Genomic DNA, 18,030 nt, shown 5'->3' with positions numbered 1-18,030 from the left:
CTGCACGACGGTCACGCCTTGGGTCATCGGCAGCGACACGGCCGGCCTCATCGACTATCTGGAGCGGGCCTTCGGGGCCGAGGAGCTGGGACGCTTCGTCATGGAGGACGGCCGCGTCGGGCATGCGGAGCTGCGGGACCTCGGTGACCGAGGTGACGCACCTGTTCTTCGGCGGCGAGGTCGGCCGGGTCCGCGACCCGTACGGAAACCTCTGGTGGATCCAGACCCACATCGAGGACGTCTCCGGGGAGGAGATGACCCGCCGGCTGACCGACCCGGAGTTCACCCGGGCGATGGAGTACGTGTCGGGGGCGCTGGCCGAGGGGAAGCGAACCCGCCGAGGCCTTCTACCCGGACGGTTCGGCGTATCAGGGCGAGGGTCCGAAGGGAAACGACGCGTTCGTGACCGGCGGCATGTCCGGCCACTCCGTTCTTCCCCGGCACGAGTGCGTGGACGTGCGACAGGTCACCTCCTGGTGAGGGGCCCGCCGACCCGGACCGGCAACGTGTCGGGTCCGCCCCGGTCTCGGTGGACAAGATGGTGATGGCCCGTCCCACCTGCGGTTCCTTACCCTCGACCGCATGACCCCTCATGTCATCGAACCCGATCCCCAGGCCGGGGCCGCCGTCAAGGCCGCCGACCGCGCGCACGTGTTCCACTCCTGGTCCGCCCAGGGCCTGATCGACCCGCTCGCCGTGGCCGGCGCGGAGGGTTCGTACTTCTGGGACTACGACGGCAACCGCTACCTCGACTTCACCAGCGGTCTCGTCTACACGAACATCGGCTACCAGCACCCGAAGGTCGTCGCCGCGATCCAGGAGCAGGCCGGGAAGCTCGCGACCTTCGCGCCCGCCTTCGCCGTGGACGTCCGCTCCGAGGCCGCGCGCCTGATCGCCGAGCGCACCCCGGGCGACCTGGACAAGATCTTCTTCACCAACGGCGGTGCCGAGGCCGTCGAGAACGCCGTCCGCATGGCCCGGCTGCACACCGGCCGTACGAAGGTGCTCTCCGCCTACCGCTCGTACCACGGCGCCACCTCCACCGCGATCAACCTGACCGGTGACCCGCGCCGCTGGCCCTCCGACACCGCCTCCGCGGGCGTCGTGCACTTCTGGGCGCCGTTCCTCTACCGCTCGCCCTTCTACTCCGCCACCGAGGCGGAGGAGTGCCAGCGGGCGCTGCAGCACCTCGAGGACACCATCGCCTTCGAGGGTCCGGCGACGATCGCCGCGATCATCCTGGAGACCGTGCCCGGCACCGCCGGCATCATGACCCCGCCGCCCGGCTACCTCGCCGGCGTCCGCGAGATCTGCGACAAGTACGGCATCGTCTTCGTCCTGGACGAGGTCATGGCCGGCTTCGGCCGCACCGGCAAGTGGTTCGCCGCCGAGCACTTCGACGTCGTGCCCGACCTGATGACCTTCGCCAAGGGCGTGAACTCCGGCTACGTGCCGCTCGGCGGCGTCGCCATCAGCGAGAAGATCGCCGCGACCTTCGACAAGCGGCCCTACCCCGGCGGCCTGACCTACTCCGGTCACCCGCTGGCCTGCGCCGCCGCCGTCGCCACCATCAACGTGATGGCCGACGAGAAGGTCGTCGAGAACGCCGCCCACATCGGCGAGACCGTCCTCGGCCCCGGCCTGCGCGAGCTCGCCGAGCGCCACCCGTCGGTCGGCGAGGTCCGCGGCATGGGCGTCTTCTGGGCGCTGGAGCTCGTGAAGAACCGCGAGACCCGCGAGCCGCTCGTCCCGTACAACGCCGCCGGCGAGGCAGCCGCGCCGATGGCCGCCCTCGGCGCCGCGGCGAAGAAGAACGGCCTGTGGCCCTTCATCAACATGAACCGCACCCACGCCGTTCCCGCCTGCAACGTCTCCGAGGCCGAGGCCAAGGAGGGCCTGGCGGCCCTCGACGCGGCCCTGTCGGTCGCCGACGAGTACACCGCGTAACCCGCGCTACCGGGGGGTTCCCTCCGTCTGGACTAGGGTGTCCGGAACCGGACGGAGGGGACCTGCCACATGCCCGCGAGCGGAGCTGTCACACGCAACACCTTGCGACAGCAGATCGCGGACGCGCTGCGTGACGAAGTGCTCGCAGGCCGTCTCGAGCCGGGCCAGGAGTTCACCGTCAAGCAGATCGCCGAGCAGTACGGAGTCTCCGCGACGCCCGTGCGCGAAGCCCTCGTCGACCTCTGCGCGCAGGGCCTCCTCGACTCCGACCAGCACCGCGGCTTCCGCGTCCACCAGTACTCGATCGACGACTACCGGGGCATGGTCGAGGCCCGGATGCTCGTCGTCGACGGCATCTTCCGCCGCCACACGCCGGGGACCGCGCCCGGGGAGCCCGACCTGTCGTACGGCGTCGCGCTCGTCTCGATACGGCGCCGCGGCGAGGCCGCCGCCCGCGCCGCCCGCGCCGGGGACCTCGACGTCCTCATCGGCTACGACATCCGCTACTGGCGCGAGCTGGGCCGCCTGGTCTCCGCCAACGACTACATCGCCGACTTCCTGCACCGGCTCCGCGTCCAGGCCTGGGTCTTCTCCGTGCCCTACCTGCGCTCCGAGAGGGACGTCCTCGGCTGGCTGTGGAGCGGGCACGTGGACCTGGTCGACGCGATCACCCTGGGCGACGCGGACGCGGCCGTCGCGCTCGTACGGGCCTACAACGCGCACTCCCTGGAGTGGGCCGACCGCCTGGAGGCGCGGGCCCGCTGACGTCCGGCCGACGCCTCATCGGGTTGAGGCCGGGCCTTCGGGGGCAGGTCCTCAGCGGGTGGGCGTCGTCGGCCGAGCCGACTACCCTGGCCGTCCCTGCAACTGACGGAGAGCGAGCCTCCCTTGGCCTGTGACCTGTGGCTGGTCCCCCTCGTCGACGTGCTGTGCCACAGCCCCGACAATCCCTTCGCCGAAGAGATAGCCGCCTACGACGCCGTGCTGACCGCCTCCGGCATGCCGACCGTGCCGGTCTACGCGTACATGCCGGGGCTCTCCGGCGACGTCGCCCCGGTCGCCGGCTTCGACTACGAGGCCCTGCACTTCCTGCGCCGCGCCTACCTGCTCCAGATGTGCGGACTGCCGGTCGAGCCCGTCGGCGAGCTCGGGGGGGACTACGAGCAGCTCCTGGAGATGTTCGAGGCGACCGCCCAGCAGTCCCATCTGGTCTGGCACTACGACCACGCCGGCGCGTACGTGCCGGTGGAGTTCCCGGTGCCGCTCGCCAACGACCAGCTCCTCGAAGGCGGCGGCCCGCTCGGCTCCTCGTACGGGCTGCTTCGCGAGCTGGAGTTCGTGGCGCCCGCCATCGGCATCGACCCGGCGAACCCGCCCGCGGCCCCGCTGCCGCCGGAGCGGCCCACCACCCTGGAGGAGCCGGCCGTGGCCGTGCCGTACGACGGCCACCCCTTCGCCCGGGAGCGGCACGTCTGGCTGGGGCTGCACGCGGCGGCGACCCGGAGCCTCGCCCAGGGGTCGATGATCATCCTGAGCTGAGGCCGCCCGGCTCTTCGCCGGAGGTCCGCTTCAGCGGGCCTCCGGGGGCCGCTGGCGCGGCATGTTCGGACGGGTGCCCGGCGGCAGCGGGAAGCGGCCGGCCGGATGGACGGTCTCCGGCCGGGCCGGTACGACCCCGACCGACTGGAGCGCGAGCGGCGCCGGGCCCGAGCGGAACTCGACCATCCAGTCGGCGGTCTCCGCCCGTACCAGCTCCGTCACGTCCTCCGAGAAGCGGCGCAGTACGCCCAGGCAGCGCTCGGCCGCCTCGCTGGCGGTGCCCTCCGTGGGGCCCAGGACCTCCCGGACGCTCTCCGAGGCCCAGTCGAACTGGAGGGCCTGGAGGCGGCGCTGCACGGCCTGTGCCGTCGCCACGTCCCTTATCCAGCCGGACGTGAGCCCGAAGTACCGGTCGCAGGCCAGGCAGGCGGCACCGAGCAGCAGCGACAGATAGCCCCAGCCGGCCGTGCCGGCGGCGACGCCGGTCAGGTCGAGCAGCGGGAGCGCGGCGCCCGCGATCACCCCCAGGGCCGTGCCGATCCGCAGGATCCGGGCGGCCCGGCGCTTCCAGACGCGGTCGGAGAGGTACCACTCGGCGGTGCGCAGGGCGTTCCCCTCCACCCAGCGGTACAGCTCGTCGAGCCGTTCGGCCGGCTCGCCCCAGTCGCCCAGGGGGAACGGCGTACCGGTCAGATCGCGGGTGACGTCTCCCCCGGGGGGCCCCGGCGGCTGCATCTCCGGCTGCTGGCTCACCGGGGGACTCCTCTGTTCAGCTCAGTGCTCATGTCCTTCTGTGACGTGCGGTGCACGTGGTGCCTGCCCTTCCTACCGCCGAATGGTGGGCGATGGGCCCGGAATCCCGGGATTTCCGCCCGCAAGAGGGTGTTGATCAGGTAGAGGAGCCCGCAGTTTCTCACTCGAAAGAGTTGCGTCGGCGCCCCGGTCGGTGACCACGTAGGCTCGGCATACCGACATATCGAACCTGAGGAGTGACCGTGATCCCCGGTGGTGGCCAGCCCAACATGCAGCAGCTTCTCCAGCAGGCCCAGAAGATGCAGCAGGACCTCGCCCGGGCCCAGGAGGAGCTCGCCGCGACCCTGGTCGACGGCCAGGCGGGCGGCGGCCTGGTCAAGGCCACCGTCACCGGCTCCGGCGAGCTGCGCGGCCTGGAGATCGACCCCAAGGCGGTCGACCCCGAGGACACCGAGACGCTCGCCGATCTGATCGTCGCCGCCGTCCAGGCCGCCAACGAGAACGCGCAGCAGCTCCAGCAGACCAAGCTCGGCCCGCTCGCCCAGGGCATGGGCGGCATGCCGGGCCTGGGCTTCTGAGCCCTTTCCAGGCTCGCTCCCAGCGCCCCTTCTAAGGCTCGCTTCCAGCCACTACCGTAAGAATCAAGCACTCCGAGAGAGGCGTTCCGTTGTACGAAGGCGTGGTTCAGGACCTCATCGACGAACTGGGCAGGCTGCCCGGCGTCGGTCCCAAGAGCGCGCAGCGGATCGCCTTCCACGTCCTCCAGGCGGAGCCCACGGACGTCCGGCGCCTCGCGCACGCCCTCCTGGAGGTCAAGGAGAAGGTCAGGTTCTGCGCGGTCTGCGGGAACGTGGCACAGCAGGAGCAGTGCAACATCTGCCGCGACCCGCGCCGCGACCTCACCGTCATCTGCGTGGTCGAGGAGCCCAAGGACGTCGTGGCGATCGAGCGGACCCGCGAGTTCCGCGGCCGGTACCACGTCCTCGGCGGCGCGATCAGCCCCATCGAGGGCGTCGGCCCCGACGACCTGCGCATCCGCGAGCTGCTCGCCCGGCTCGCCGACGGCACCGTCACGGAGCTGATCCTCGCGACCGACCCCAACCTGGAGGGCGAGGCCACCGCGACGTACCTGGCGCGGATGATCAAGCCCATGGGGCTCAAGGTGACCCGGCTCGCCAGCGGACTCCCCGTCGGCGGCGACCTGGAGTACGCCGACGAGGTGACCCTCGGCCGTGCCTTCGAGGGGCGGAGGCTGCTAGATGTATGACGACAGGGTCGGCGCGCTCGCCCGCGCGCTCTCAGGGAGGCTGCTCGATGTCTGATCCCACACTGCACTCCGTCACGCAGGACCCGGACGACTTCGCCGTCCAGATCGCCGACTCGATCGAGAGCTTCATCGTCGCGACGACCGAGGTCGCCAAGGGCGACGAGCCGGACAGCGCGGTGCCCTTCCTGCTCCTGGAGATCTCCCAGCTGCTCCTGGCGGGCGGCCGGCTCGGCGCGCACGAGGACATCGTCCCGGACGAGCGGTACGAGCCGGACACGGGCCCGGAGCCGGACGTGGACGAGCTCCGCGAGCGGTTCGCGGTGATGCTGGAGCCGGTCGACGTCTTCTCCGAGGTCTTCGACCCGTACGAGCCGCGCAAGGCCCCGGTCCCGGCCCGGATCTCCGACAACCTCGCCGACATCGTCACCGACCTGCGCCACGGCCTCGCCCACTACCGCGCGGGCCGCACCAGCGAGGCGCTGTGGTGGTGGCAGTTCTCGTACTTCTCCAACTGGGGCCCCACCGCCTCGGCCACCCTCCGCGCCCTCCAGTCCCTCGTCGCCCACGTGCGCCTCGACCAGCCGCTGGCCGAGCTCGACGGTCTGGACACCGACGAGGACCTCACCGAGGACGACCTGGCGGAGGCGGCCGGCCGCGTGATGCTGGAGGAGATCGCGACCCCGCTGGGCCTGCGGTCCCTCAAGAAGTAGCCGCCTCCATGAGCCGTACGAGGTGGCTGATGTCCTTCTCGTACGTGAACTCGCGCAGCAGCGTCCCCCAGCCGCCGTGGGGGGCGCGCTGCCAGACGAAGGTGTAGAGGACGGGCAGGCCGTCCTTCACCCGGTGCACGACGATCGAGCCGTACTCGCCGTAGGTGCTGGTGATGAGGAACGTCGCGTCGTCGACGGACTCCCCGACGCTCACGCCCTGCTCCCGCAGCGCGCGGAACCGGCTCATGAACATGTCCTTCGTGAGGGTCACGGTCAGGCCCTCCTCGTCGCAGCGGACGTTCTCGAAGGCGGGGTCGTACAGCGCGTCCAGTGCCTCGACGTCCATCGCGAGGCCGGCGTCCAGGTAGGTGCGCATCCGGTCCACCAGGGTCTGGTCCATGATCGGCTCCTCTGCTCTCCGTGGGTGGTGCCCCCACCGTGGCGGGGCTCACCGACAGATCACCGACCGATCACCGACAGGAACGGCGTGATCATTCCCTGAGCGGCGCGTCTCACCATCCGATATCACACGGGCGTTTTCGGGTCCCTCGATAGACTGAGCCGATCGCAGCGCCGGCTGCGGCACAGACTGAGCGAGGAGCGCACGTGGGCCTTGTCGTGCAGAAGTACGGAGGCTCCTCCGTTGCCGATGCCGAAGGCATCAAGCGCGTCGCCAAGCGGATCGTGGACACCAAGAAGGACGGCCATCAGGTCGTCGTCGTGGTCTCCGCGATGGGCGACACGACGGACGAGCTGATCGATCTCGCCGAGCAGGTATCCCCGATGCCTGCCGGACGTGAGTTCGACATGCTGCTGACCGCCGGAGAGCGGATCTCCATGGCCCTGCTGGCCATGGCGATCAAAAACCTGGGCCACGAGGCCCAGTCGTTCACCGGTAGCCAGGCAGGCGTCATCACCGACTCGGTCCACAACAAAGCGCGCATCATCGATGTCACGCCGGGCCGGATCCGTACCGCCCTCGACGAGGGCAACATCGCCATCGTCGCCGGCTTCCAGGGCGTGTCCCAGGACAAGAAGGACATCACCACGCTGGGCCGTGGCGGTTCCGACACCACCGCCGTGGCGCTCGCCGCGGCGCTCGACGCCGAGGTCTGCGAGATCTACACCGACGTCGACGGTGTGTTCACGGCCGACCCGCGCGTCGTGAAGAAGGCGAAGAAGATCGACTGGATCTCCTTCGAGGACATGCTGGAGCTCGCCGCCTCCGGCTCCAAGGTGCTGCTGCACCGCTGCGTCGAGTACGCACGCCGTTACAACATCCCGATCCACGTCCGCTCGTCCTTCTCGGGGCTGCAGGGCACCTGGGTCAGCAACGAGCCGCAAGGGGACCGCAAGGTGGAGCAGGCCATCATCTCGGGCGTCGCCCACGACACCTCCGAGGCGAAGATCACCGTCGTCGGCGTGCCGGACAAGCCGGGCGAGGCGGCGGCCATCTTCCGCGCCGTCGCGGACGCCGAGATCAACATCGACATGATCGTGCAGAACGTGTCCGCGGCCGCCACCGGCCTCACGGACATCTCCTTCACCCTCCCCAAGGCCGAGGGCCGCAAGGCCATCGACGAGCTGGAGAAGGCGAAGACCGCGATCGGCTTCGACTCGCTGCGCTACGACGACCAGATCGGCAAGATCTCCCTGGTCGGCGCGGGCATGAAGACGAACCCGGGCGTCACCGCCGACTTCTTCAAGGCGCTGTCCGACGCGGGCGTGAACATCGAGCTCATCTCGACCTCCGAGATCCGCATCTCGGTCGTCACCCGCGCCGACGACGTCAACGAGGCCGTGCGCGCCGTCCACACCGCCTTCGGCCTGGACAGCGACTCGGACGAGGCCGTCGTCTACGGAGGCACCGGACGATGACCACCAAGCCGACGCTCGCGGTCGTGGGAGCGACCGGGGCGGTCGGCTCGGTGATGCTCCAGATGCTCACGCACCACGCGGACGTCTGGGGCGAGATCCGCCTTCTCGCCTCCCCCCGCTCGGCCGGTCGCAAGACCGCCGTGCGGGGGGAGGAGTGCGAGATCCTCGCGCTGAGCGAGGAGGCCTTCGAGGGCGTCGACCTGGCCCTCTTCCTCGTGCCCGAGACCGTCGCCGCCCAGTGGGCGCCGATCGCCGTCTCCAAGGGCGCCGTCGTCGTGGACACCTCCGCCGCCTACCGCGGCGACCCCGACGTGCCCCTCGTCGTCCCCGAGCTCAACGGCCACGCCGCGCGGGTGCGCCCCCGGGGCATCGTCGCCGGACCCGGCTCCACCACCCTCGCGCTGATCGTCACCGTGGGCTCCCTGCACGCCGAGTTCGGCCTCGCCGAACTGGTCGTCACCGCCCTGCAGGCCGCCAGCGGCGCCGGTGCGGGACAGGCCGGCGTCGACGCGCTCCGCGCCCAGCTCGGCCTGGTCGCCGCCGACGGCGACCTCGGCACCCACCCCGGAGACGTACGGCGGGCCGTCGGCGAGAACACAGGCCCCTTCCCCGGGCCCCTCGCGCTCAACGTCCTGCCCTGGTCGGGCGCCCCCGGCGCCGACGGCGCCTCCTCAGCGGAGGAGCACGTCCGCGACGAGACCCGCCGGATCCTCGGCCTGCCCGGCCTCCGGATCGCCACCACCTGTGTGCGCGTCCCCGTCGTCACCGGACACTCCGTCTCCGTGCACGCGCGCTTCGAGCACCCCGTCCCCCTCGGCCGCGCCCACGAGATCCTGGCCACCGCGCCGGGGGTCGTCCTCTGCGACGACCCGGCCGCGGGCGACTTCCCCACCCCCGCCGACGTCGTCGGCACCGACCCCGCCTGGGTCGGCCGGGTCCGCCGCTCCCTCGACGACGAGCGCGCCCTCGACCTCTTCGTCTGCGCCGACAACCTGCGCAAGGGCGCCGCCCTGAACGCCCTTCAGATCGCGGAATCCCTTGTCACGGATTTGCGTGATCTGTGAACGACCTGTGAGCAAAAAGGCGTCAGATACCCCTTGAACTGCGGCGATGCCGTGTTCGACGATGCACTTCCCCCGTACTGCAACCAGAGTTGGGGCGGGGCGCGTCTCTGCGTGCACCCACGACCGTGTGGCGCGGGACACGCTGAAAGCGGGGCATCGGGGGAGAACGGTTACGCATGAGGACGAACAACCCGCCGTCGAAAAGAACGGCGTACGCGTACAACCCTCCCGGGGTGACGTGTGTCCAACAAGCGTGGCAGAGGTACTCGACATCGCGACCATCGCCCCGCTGCGCGGCGCGGGCATGGCGGTGCTCCCCGTGCGGAGCGGCGCCGTCGTCCCCGTGCGCGGCTCCGCGGTCCGTCCGCTCCGGCGCCCGCGCGGACTCGGCGGCATGCCGGTGATCGCCCCCGTGCCCACCGGAGCCCGCACCGGCGGCGTGGACGGCATCCCGTCGCCCCGCAAGAGCGCCGAGGCCGGACCGGCCTCCGGCACCACCGTCGACCACCTGACCGAGACCTACCGCGCCCACTACCGGTCGCTGCTCGGTCTCGCCGCGCTTCTCCTCGACGACACCGCCTCCTGCGAGGACGTCGTCCAGGAGGCCTTCATCCGCGTCCACTCGGCGCGCAAGCGGGTGCGCGAGCCCGAGAAGACGCTCGCCTACCTGCGCCAGACCGTGGTGAACCTCTCCCGGTCCGCGCTGCGCCGCCGCATCCTCGGCCTCAAGCTGCTCTCCAAGCCGATGCCGGACATGGCCAGTGCCGAGGAGGGGGCGTACGAGCAGCTGGAGCGCGAGGACCTGATCAAGGCCATGCGCGGACTCCAGCGGCGCCAGCGCGAGGTGCTCGCCCTGCGGTACTTCTCCGACATGACCGAGGTCCAGGTCGCCGAGACGCTCGGCATATCCCTGGGTTCGGTGAAGGCGTACGGTTCGCGGGGCATCGCGGCGCTGCGCGTCGCGATGGGAGCGACGACATGACCGAGGTACCCGGCGGGGACGGCGTGGCCCACGAGAACCGTGACGGCGACGACGTCCCCGAGCAGAGGCATGCCGCCGGAACGGCACGAGAGGACGACACCCCTGCCTCCTCCGCCTCCTCCGTTTCGGAGAAGCCCGATGCCCTGGATGAACGTGACGAGCTGAGTGGACAGCGCATGGTGAAGATCGAGCCCGGGCCCGGCGAGGGCGACGACGAGCTCGCGCTGCGACGGCTCTTCCAGGGCGCCGTCGGCGGCCTGGAGCCCTCCCTCGGCTCGCTGGAGCACCTGCGCCGTGCCGTGCCCGCGCGGCGCGCCCGCAAGCGGCAGGCCATCGTCGGCGCCGCGGCCGCCGCCGTCCTCATCGGCACGGCCGTCCCCGCCTTCGTGCACGTCGCCGCCTCCGGCGGCATCTCCGACCCCAACCCGGCGAACGCCGCCCACGGCGAGCAGTCCCAGGGCGGCACCGGCACCGCGACCGGCGTCGAGGGCGGCCAGAGCTCCAAGGGCCCCGCGAGCAGCGTCTCGCCCAGCCCCGACCCGACCGACAGCGCCTCCGGCAAGCCGCAGCAGCCCGGGACCGGGGCCACCGCCACCGGCCCGCAGCAGTCGGCGGGCGCCGACCCCGGCTCCACCCCGCGGTGCTCCGCCGGCCAGCTCGCCGTCGCCCAGTCGGGCGCCGGCGGGATGGAGAGCGACGGCAAGGTCCACGGCACCTTCCGCATCGCCAACGTCTCCGGCTCGAACTGCCTGGTCGACGGCGCGGGCATCGTCTCCTTCGAGGCCCGCGGCGCGGCCGACCCGGGCAGCATCTCGGTCGTCCGGCACACCTCGGGCGACGGCAGCGGACTGCCCGACCCCTCGCAGGAGTCGTTCGCGCTGGTCCTGAAGCCGAACGGCAGCTACGAGGTGAAGTTCGCCTGGGTGCCGAGCGAGACCTGCCCGACGACCAGCACGCCGACGCCCACGCCGACCGACCCGACCGACCCGCCCGTCACCCCGACGCCGACCCCGACCCCGACGCCGACCCCGACGGACGACCCGACGAGCGGGGCGGGCGGCAGCGAGACCGGCGGAGGCGCCGGCACGGAAGCGGGCACGGGCTCGGGCGCGGCGCCCCAGCTGCTCCTCGAGGGCCAGGCGGACGGCAGCGTCGTCGTCACCCACACCGCGGAGTCGGGCGGCCCCACGGCCTCGGCCGTCGTCACGAACGCCTGCGCCGGCACGATCTACCGCACGGGAATCCTGCCGGGCTCCTGAGCCGGCACCGGCCTGTGGGACGGACGGTCTGTGGGACGAGCGGCCTGTGGGACGAGCGGCCTGTGGGACGAGAAGGGGAAGTCCTACAGGCCGAGCGCCTCGTCGCGGGAGGCCTCCGCCTCGCGGCGGACGAGGCGGAACCACATGAAGACGACGAAGCCCGCGAAGACGAACCACTCCGCCGTGTAGCCGAGGTTCTGGAAGGCCTTCGCGTCCAGACCCGTGCCCGCCGCGGCCGCGGCCGGGACCGGCGTGAGCCCGGCGGGGGAGTCCGCCAGGGTGATCCACGCGTCGTACACGTCGTCCGTGACCACGTTCACCAGGGACGCCGCGCTGATCATGCCGAGCTGGCCCTCGGGCAGCCCGCCCGCCGTGTGGACGCCCTTCGTGCCCGGGTTCTCCGAGGCCTGGAGCGCACCCACCACCGTCACCTCGCCGGACGGCGGGGCGGGCGCCTTCGCGCCCGTGGGGAGCCAGCCCCGGACCACCGGAAGCGACCGGCCTCCGTCCGTCTTCAGCAGCGTCAGGACGTACGAGCCGGTGCGGCCGTCCAGCTCGCGGTCCGGCACGAGGAACTGCTCCCCGAACCGGCCGCGCGCCTGCGCCGAGCGGCCCGAGGTCTCCTGGTCCACCGGCAGCAGGGAGTCCAGCGGCTCGGCCTTCTCCGCACTCGCGGGGGGCCGCTCCTCGGCCTCCTGGTGGGAGGCGACGCGGTCCTCGAACTTGCCGAGCTGCCAGGTCCCCATGAAGACGCAGAACGGGATCGCGAGGAGGACGAAGACGTTGATCCCCCACCAGCGGGGCGTTCTCAGGAACCGGTACACGCCCCCCACGGTACGCAAGCGGCCTCAGCCCCCCGCAGCCCGGGTCCCCGCGCCGCAGCCCGGGTCCTCAAGCCCGCCGCCGGGGCCCCGTGCCTCGCCGCCCGGGCCCCCGCGCCCCGCCGGTCGGCCGGGCTCGTCCGTCAGGCCTGGGCGCCCCCCAGGTGTCTCGCCGCGAAGTCCAGGTCCAGGGCGACCTGCTTGATCCGCTCCTCCACCACCAGCGAACCGTGGCCCGCGTCGTACCGGTACACCTCGTGGACCGCGCCCCGGGCCGCCAGCCGGTCGACGTAGTTGTCGATCTGCCGGATCGGGCAGCGCGGGTCGTTGACGCCGGCCGTCACGTGCACCGGGGCCTTCACCGCGTCCACGTACGTCAGCGGCGACGAGGCCGCGTACCGCTCGGGCACCTCCTCCGGGGAGCCGCCCAGGAGCGTCCGGTCCATCGCCTTGAGGGCCTCCATCTCGTCCTCGTACGCCGTGACGTAGTCCGCGACGGGCACGGCCGCGAGACCGACCGCCCAGTCGTCCGGCTGCGTGCCCAGACCGAGCAGCGTCAGGTAACCGCCCCAGGAGCCGCCGGAGAGGACCAGGCGCGCCGGGTCCGCGAGGCCGCTGTCCACCGCCCAGGCGCGAACCGCCGCGATGTCCTCCAGCTCGATCAGACCGACCCGGTGCTTCAGCGCGTCGGTCCACTCCCGGCCGTATCCCGTGGAGCCCCGGTAGTTGACCCGCACCACCGCGTACCCGTGGTCCACCCAGGCCGCCGGGCCCGACGCGAAGGCGTCGCTGTCGTGCCAGGTGGGGCCGCCGTGCACCTCGAAGACCGTCGGGAAGGGGCCCTCGCCCTCCGCCGGGCGCTGCACGAGCGCGTGGACCCTGCCGCCGGGGCCGTCCACCCACACGTCCTCCACGGGCACCGACGGCGGCGCCTTCGGGCCGGGCGGGTCGAGGACGACACCGCCGGCCGTGGACCGCACCACCGGCGGCTCGGCTGCCGAGGACCACAGGTACTCCACGGAGCCGTCCGGCCGGGCCGTCGCGCTCGACACCGAACCGGCCGGGGTCTCCACCCGCACCAGCGCGCCGGTCGCGATCTCGTACCGCCACAGCTCGCTGCGGGCCTCGAAGCCGTGCACGATCAGCAGACCCGAGCCGTCCGGGTACCACTCGGCCGACACGTCGCCCGGCAGGTCGAGCCGCAGGTCGGTCTCGGTGCCCGTCGCCACGTCCCACAGCATCGGCTCCCAGCGGCCGCGCCGCTGGTGCCCGACGAGCAGCCGGGTGTCCCCGGCCAGCGGGGCGAAGCCGAGGACCGTGAGCCCCAGCTCCTCCGTGCCGCCCTTGGTGTCGTCGAGCTCGGCCACCACGCCCGCGTCCGAGGCGCGCAGCACGCGCAGCGCCGAGTGCATCGCGTCCCCGTGCTCGGTGTGCTCGATCGCGACCAGCGAGCCGTCGTACGACAGGTCGCCGACGCCGGCCGACTCCCGGTGCCGGTAGATCTCGACCGGTTCGGCGGCCCCGGGCCGTACGAGATGCACCGTCGAGCCGTCCTCGTCCGTGGAGCGGCCCACCACGAGCGTGCCCTCCCGGCCGATGGCGAGCCCGGCCGGATAGGAGGGGGCGAGACCGGGCACGGCCGGCTCGTCCGCGCCGCCCTCGAACGGCTGGCGCATCCACACCCCGAACTCGTCCCCGTCGGTGTCCGCGAACCACCAGATCGAGGCGCCGTCCGGCGACAGCGTGCCGTCCGTCGTGCCGTTCGGCCGGTCCGTGACCTGCCGCTGCCCGCCGCTCGCCCGGTCCCAGGCGTACAGCTCGTACGTCCCCGTCGCGTTGGACACGAAGAGTGAGCGGTCAGGGGCCTCCTCAGCCCACTCGGGCAGGGAGACGCGGGGGGCCCGGAAGCGCTGCTCCCAGACGGGGGTGTCGCTGTGCTTGCTCTCGGTAGTCATGGCATCCATCATGCTCCGCGCCGCCGACAATGTGGTCGCGTCGTCCGCGGCCTGTGGATAACCTCCCCGACATGTACTCTCCGACGCCTGAGGACTGGCACGAGGCCAACCGCGCGAAGTGGGACGAGCGCGTCCCGATCCACGTCGCCAGCGAGTTCTACGACCTCGACACCTTCCGCGAGGGCAAGGACGCCCTGCGGGACTTCGAGCTCGCGGAGGTCGGCGACGTCAGCGGACGCTCCCTCCTCCACCTCCAGTGCCACATCGGCCTGGACACCCTCTCCTGGGCCCGGCACGGCGCCTCGCGCGTCGTCGGCCTGGACTTCTCCGAGCCGGCCGTCGAGACCGCGCGCTCGCTCGCCGCAGACCTGGGCCTGTCGCAGGACCGGGCCGCCTTCGTCGCCGCCGACGTGTACGACGCCGCGGAGGCCGTCCCGGACGGCTCGTACGACATCGTCTACACCGGCGGCGGGGCGCTGTGCTGGCTGCCCGACATCGAGCGCTGGGCGGAGACCGCCGCCTCCCTCGTCGCCCCGGGCGGCTTCCTCTACGTGGCCGAGTTCCACCCGCTGACCGACTCGCTCGACGACGAGACCGGCAGCCGGGTCGTGCACGACTACTTCGTCCGCGACCCGTGGGTGGACACCCACCCGGGGACGTACGCCGATCTGGACGCCGTCACCGTCCACAACCGCAGCGTGGAGTGGGTGCACCCGGTCGGCGAGGTCGTCACGGCACTCGCGAAGGCGGGCCTGCGCATCGAGTTCCTGCACGAGCACGACGCCTCGCTCTTCCCCCGCTACGGCGCCCTCCAGCGGCACGAGGACGGCTACTACCGCTTCCCCGCGGACCGCCCCCGCGTCCCCCTGATGTACTCGGTCAAGGCGTCCCGCCCGGCCTGACGCCGAGGGTCAGGACGGCCTGATCCTGATGACGGCCCGCCCGCCGCCGAGATCCACCGTCGAGTGGCGCGGCGGGGCGCCGTCCTCCTCGTCGTCGCGCAGCACCAGGGCGCTCTGCCGCTCCTTGAGCTCGTTCTGCTTGCCCTGCGAGAAGGTGGCGTGCAGCTGCTCGAAGCCCGTCGAGGAGACCGTTCCGGTCCGCTTGCCGCGTCCGGTCATGCGGAGGAACTGGTCGGCGAAGGCGATCACGGTCAGCAGGATCACCAGACCGGGCAGCGTCACGAACACGGCGAACTCCATACGGCCATCAGAACACGCCCCGGTCGCCCTGTCAGGAGCCGGTCGCGGCCGTCTCAGGGGCCGACGTCGGGCCGTATGTGGTGGGTGCGCCGGCCGTCCGGGCCCAGGACCTGCGCGCCGATCTTGTGCGTCCGCAGGGCCACGGCGGTGCCCGTGATCCGCAGCGCCGGCGCGGCCCGTACCAGCGCCGCCGTCACGTCGTGGAGCTCCTCGACCGTACGCAGCCACATGGCGAGGGCCAGGTTGTTCGGGCCGGTGACGGAGGTGACCACGCGGGTCTGGCGCAGCCGGGTCAGCGAGGCCACCGACTCGGCCACTTCGAGGGGCGGTACGCACGCGGTGACCAGCGCCCACACCGGCCGCCCGGAGAACCGCGGGGCCGGCAGGCAGTGGTGGTGGACGGCGCCGGCCGCGCCGAGGGCGTCCAGCCTGCGGCGCACGGTCGACTCGCTCGTGCCGCACCGCCGGGCCAGTTCGGCGGCGCTGCGCCGGGCGTCCCCCGCGAGCTCCGCGACGATCCGCTGGTCGAGTTCCGTGACGGGTGGGTACGCGCGCGCGGGGGCCCGGCCCCGCCGGTCGGCGCCGGTGATCTCGCCGAGGTGCTGCGCCTGCGCCGGGGTGAGCTGCTCGATCCGCGAGCGGTACGGGCGGTTGTGCAGCTGGGTGACGACCTGGGTGCGGGCCCTGAGCACTCCGGGGAGCCGCCGCACCCGCCCGGCGAGGTAGCCGTCGAGGGCGTACAGGTCCGGGCAGTTGACGAGCAGAACCAGATCGGCGTCGCCGGTCACCTGGTGGACGCCGAGGGTGTACGGATCGCCGGCGACCTCGGTCGCGGTGGCCTCGGCGGCCCCGGCGAAGCACTCCAGCTCGACCCAGGCGTACAGGGTGGCCTCCGTGCCGCGCCGGGCGGCGAGCAGCGAACTCCAGGCGTATCCGCCGGTGGTGAGGGTCTCCCAGCGCCGGGCGAGGGTGTCCGGGCTCGCGTCGAGCACGCCCGCGAGCTGGGTCCAACTGGCGCGCGGGGCGATCTGCAGTGCGTGGATCAGCGCCAGATCCACCTCCCCGAGGACGGATTCCCTGGTATGCATGTGCCTCCTTGGTCGATCCCGGGGAAACCCTGGGCGCGGGCACGGGAAGGGCCCAGGATGTGGACCAGGGCAAAGGCATTCAAGCCGCGACGCCGTCCGATTTCCATCAGATCCGTCCTATGTCACAGGAGAAGGGCGGAGAAGCGACCCGGGGGCTGGAGTACATGTGGGCAGCGGAACCACCGGAGACCGAACGTCTGTGGGGCGAACACGTCGGCCTTGACCACGTCGCCGCGGCCGAGCGGGGCTACGAGGGCTGCGGCCCGGCCGAACGGCTCCTGTGGGAACGGCTGTCCGTCTTCGAGGGCGCCTTCGGCCGGGAGGCCGTCCGCGAGGTCTGCGCCTCCGGGTCGCTGCCCGCGGGGGAGATCCAGGCGGTCCTCGACCGGCTCGCGCCGCTCGCCCTGCTCCCCGTGGACGACCTGTTCGACGGCGAGGACGGTCTGCCCCGCTACTGGATGCCGCACCCGATGCGGGCCGTCGGCGCCCGCCGGCTCACCGCGCGCGGGGACCGCTGGGCCGTCCTGCTGCACCACCGCAGGTGGTGCGTGAAGGTGGCCAGGCGGGCCGCCGACTGGTGGCAGCGGGGCCGTCAGCTCGACGCCCGTGACCTGGCCCTGCGCGAACTCCCGGACCTGGCGGCCGCCATGGACCCGACGACCGCGCCGCTCTCGCCGAGCGCCGAGGCCGAGACGTCCGTCGAGATCGCGGTCGCCCTGTGGTTCCTGTGGGTGTCCTGCGGGCGGATCGCCGAGGGCCGCTCCCGGCTGCGGCACGCCCTCAGCCTGCACGCGGGACCGCCGTCCGCCCGCGCCCTGTGGCTCGCGGCCTTCCTGGAGCTGGAGTCGGGCCGCCCCGAGGACGCCGACCCGCTCCTCGCCCAGGCCTGGGTGGCGGCCGTACGCGACGGTGACGAGCACTGCCTGTCGCTCCTCGCCCATCTGCGCGGCTCGACCGCCCTCTACCAGGGGCGTACGCGCGCGGCGGCGGCCGAGTTCCGGGAGGCCCTGGCCCTGATGGAGGAGCACCCGGAGTTCGGGCCGAGCCGGCAGGCGTGCTGGGTCGGGCTCGCGCTCTCGCTGTGCCGCTCCGACCCGGAGGGCGCGCAGGAGGCGCTGGACGAGGCGGACACGGACCGCGAGAGCCGGCGGGCCTGGGTGGGCCGCGACCTGTACGCCGAGGCCTGGGCGTACCACGTACGGGCCGAACTGGGCGCCTGGGACGGGGACCGGGGGCGGGCCGCGGAGTACGCCCGGCGGGCCCTGCGCGAGCATCTGCGGCTCGGCTCCGCCGTGGGCGCGGCCTGCGCGGCGGAACTCCTGGCCCAGATGCGGGCGATGGACGGGCAGCACGACGCGGCGGCCCATCTCCTGGGCGCGGTCGACCTGTTGCGGACCTCGGTCTTCGACTCCTCGTACCGGCCCTCGGAGTACTGCGTCGCCACGCGCGCGCGTGGCGAGGAGGCCCTCGGGGCGCTCCTCGCCGACCCGGAGCTGCGCAGCGCCTACGAGGAGGGCGCCAGGCGCGGCCTGTTCGCGCTGTCGTGCGAGGTGTAGGGGCTCAGA

The 18,030-nt window shown here is 72.5% G+C and carries 18 protein-coding genes; 12 read left to right on the top strand and 6 right to left on the bottom strand.

Annotation, left to right across the window (positions count from 1 at the left end; all coding sequences use genetic code 11):
- The first annotated feature begins 582 nt into the window (after positions 1-582).
- The 3 genes from GGE06_RS14915 to GGE06_RS14905 all read left to right on the top strand — a co-directional run bounded on the left by GGE06_RS14915 (position 583) and on the right by GGE06_RS14905 (position 3,486).
- Complete coding sequence (locus tag GGE06_RS14915) at positions 583-1,947, top strand: aspartate aminotransferase family protein (protein ID WP_116160221.1); 1,365 nt, start codon at positions 583-585, stop codon at positions 1,945-1,947.
- A 69-nt stretch (positions 1,948-2,016) separates the two neighbouring features.
- Positions 2,017-2,712, top strand: a complete 696-nt coding sequence (locus tag GGE06_RS14910; RefSeq protein WP_116160222.1) for a GntR family transcriptional regulator — start codon at positions 2,017-2,019, stop codon at positions 2,710-2,712.
- A 123-nt stretch (positions 2,713-2,835) separates the two neighbouring features.
- The gene (locus tag GGE06_RS14905) at positions 2,836-3,486 is read left to right on the top strand and encodes a putative DNA-mimic protein (protein WP_116160223.1); all 651 of its coding nucleotides are present in this window, start codon (positions 2,836-2,838) and stop codon (positions 3,484-3,486) included.
- Positions 3,487-3,516: 30 nt separating this feature from the next.
- Here GGE06_RS14905 and GGE06_RS14900 read toward each other — a convergent pair whose 3' ends face one another.
- Positions 3,517-4,221, bottom strand: coding sequence for an SLATT domain-containing protein (locus GGE06_RS14900; RefSeq protein WP_221518170.1), 705 nt, complete (start codon positions 4,219-4,221; stop codon positions 3,517-3,519).
- A 260-nt stretch (positions 4,222-4,481) separates the two neighbouring features.
- Here GGE06_RS14900 and GGE06_RS14895 point away from each other — a divergent pair, with 260 nt between their 5' ends.
- From GGE06_RS14895 to GGE06_RS14885, 3 genes are all read left to right on the top strand, one after another.
- Positions 4,482-4,817, top strand: a complete 336-nt coding sequence (locus tag GGE06_RS14895) for a YbaB/EbfC family nucleoid-associated protein (protein ID WP_116165441.1) — start codon at positions 4,482-4,484, stop codon at positions 4,815-4,817.
- 89 nt (positions 4,818-4,906) lie between these two features.
- Entirely contained in the window at positions 4,907-5,506 is a 600-nt protein-coding gene (gene recR, locus GGE06_RS14890; RefSeq protein WP_030747474.1) for a recombination mediator RecR, read from the top strand.
- Between the two features lie 47 nt (positions 5,507-5,553).
- Positions 5,554-6,216: a DUF5063 domain-containing protein gene (locus GGE06_RS14885; RefSeq protein WP_116160225.1), complete on the top strand. Its 663-nt coding sequence runs from the start codon at positions 5,554-5,556 to the stop codon at positions 6,214-6,216.
- On the opposite strand, the gene GGE06_RS14880 is transcribed toward GGE06_RS14885, so the two are convergent.
- Complete coding sequence (locus tag GGE06_RS14880) at positions 6,206-6,616, bottom strand: hypothetical protein (RefSeq protein ID WP_116160226.1); 411 nt, start codon at positions 6,614-6,616, stop codon at positions 6,206-6,208. The two genes, GGE06_RS14885 and GGE06_RS14880, sit on opposite strands and share 11 nt — an antisense overlap.
- A gap of 206 nt (positions 6,617-6,822) precedes the next feature.
- On the opposite strand from GGE06_RS14880, the gene GGE06_RS14875 reads away from it, so the two are divergent.
- The 4 genes from GGE06_RS14875 (at position 6,823) to GGE06_RS14860 (ending at position 11,399) form a co-directional block, all read left to right on the top strand.
- Positions 6,823-8,094 carry an aspartate kinase gene (locus GGE06_RS14875; RefSeq protein WP_116160227.1) on the top strand — a complete coding sequence of 424 codons (1,272 nt, stop codon included), beginning with the start codon at positions 6,823-6,825 and terminating at the stop codon, positions 8,092-8,094.
- Entirely contained in the window at positions 8,091-9,158 is a 1,068-nt protein-coding gene (locus GGE06_RS14870) for an aspartate-semialdehyde dehydrogenase (protein ID WP_184931045.1), read from the top strand. The genes GGE06_RS14875 and GGE06_RS14870 overlap by 4 nt, the downstream gene beginning before the upstream one ends.
- 253 nt (positions 9,159-9,411) lie before the next feature.
- Positions 9,412-10,140: a SigE family RNA polymerase sigma factor gene (locus GGE06_RS14865; protein WP_181924594.1), complete on the top strand. Its 729-nt coding sequence runs from the start codon at positions 9,412-9,414 to the stop codon at positions 10,138-10,140.
- A complete protein-coding gene (locus GGE06_RS14860) occupies positions 10,137-11,399 on the top strand; it encodes a hypothetical protein (protein ID WP_246532570.1) in 1,263 nt (420 codons plus the stop codon). Before GGE06_RS14865 ends, GGE06_RS14860 begins: the two co-directional genes overlap by 4 nt.
- 83 nt (positions 11,400-11,482) lie before the next feature.
- Here the strand turns inward: GGE06_RS14860 and GGE06_RS14855 are convergent, their stop codons facing one another.
- Positions 11,483-12,223 carry an SURF1 family protein gene (locus tag GGE06_RS14855; protein ID WP_116160229.1) on the bottom strand — a complete coding sequence of 247 codons (741 nt, stop codon included), beginning with the start codon at positions 12,221-12,223 and terminating at the stop codon, positions 11,483-11,485.
- 140 nt (positions 12,224-12,363) lie between these two features.
- The gene (locus GGE06_RS14850) at positions 12,364-14,184 is read right to left on the bottom strand and encodes a S9 family peptidase (RefSeq protein WP_376773545.1); all 1,821 of its coding nucleotides are present in this window, start codon (positions 14,182-14,184) and stop codon (positions 12,364-12,366) included.
- 62 nt (positions 14,185-14,246) lie between these two features.
- Here GGE06_RS14850 and GGE06_RS14845 point away from each other — a divergent pair, with 62 nt between their 5' ends.
- Positions 14,247-15,077, top strand: coding sequence for a class I SAM-dependent methyltransferase (locus tag GGE06_RS14845; protein WP_116160231.1), 831 nt, complete (start codon positions 14,247-14,249; stop codon positions 15,075-15,077).
- A gap of 9 nt (positions 15,078-15,086) precedes the next feature.
- Here the strand turns inward: GGE06_RS14845 and GGE06_RS14840 are convergent, their stop codons facing one another.
- Both GGE06_RS14840 and GGE06_RS14835 read right to left on the bottom strand, forming a co-directional pair.
- Positions 15,087-15,377: a DUF6191 domain-containing protein gene (locus GGE06_RS14840; protein WP_116160232.1), complete on the bottom strand. Its 291-nt coding sequence runs from the start codon at positions 15,375-15,377 to the stop codon at positions 15,087-15,089.
- Between the two features lie 53 nt (positions 15,378-15,430).
- Positions 15,431-16,465, bottom strand: a complete 1,035-nt coding sequence (locus GGE06_RS14835) for an Lrp/AsnC family transcriptional regulator (protein WP_116160233.1) — start codon at positions 16,463-16,465, stop codon at positions 15,431-15,433.
- Between the two features lie 119 nt (positions 16,466-16,584).
- Between GGE06_RS14835 and GGE06_RS14830 the strand changes: the two genes are divergently transcribed.
- Complete coding sequence (locus tag GGE06_RS14830) at positions 16,585-18,021, top strand: tetratricopeptide repeat protein (protein WP_246532569.1); 1,437 nt, start codon at positions 16,585-16,587, stop codon at positions 18,019-18,021.
- The last annotated feature ends 9 nt before the right edge of the window (positions 18,022-18,030 follow it).

Origin of the sequence: Streptomyces nymphaeiformis, from assembly GCF_014203895.1 — a bacterium.
Lineage (GTDB): Bacteria > Actinomycetota > Actinomycetes > Streptomycetales > Streptomycetaceae > Streptomyces > Streptomyces nymphaeiformis.
Note: the sequence above shows the minus strand (reverse complement) of the source record. Positions and strands in the feature narration are given on the sequence as shown.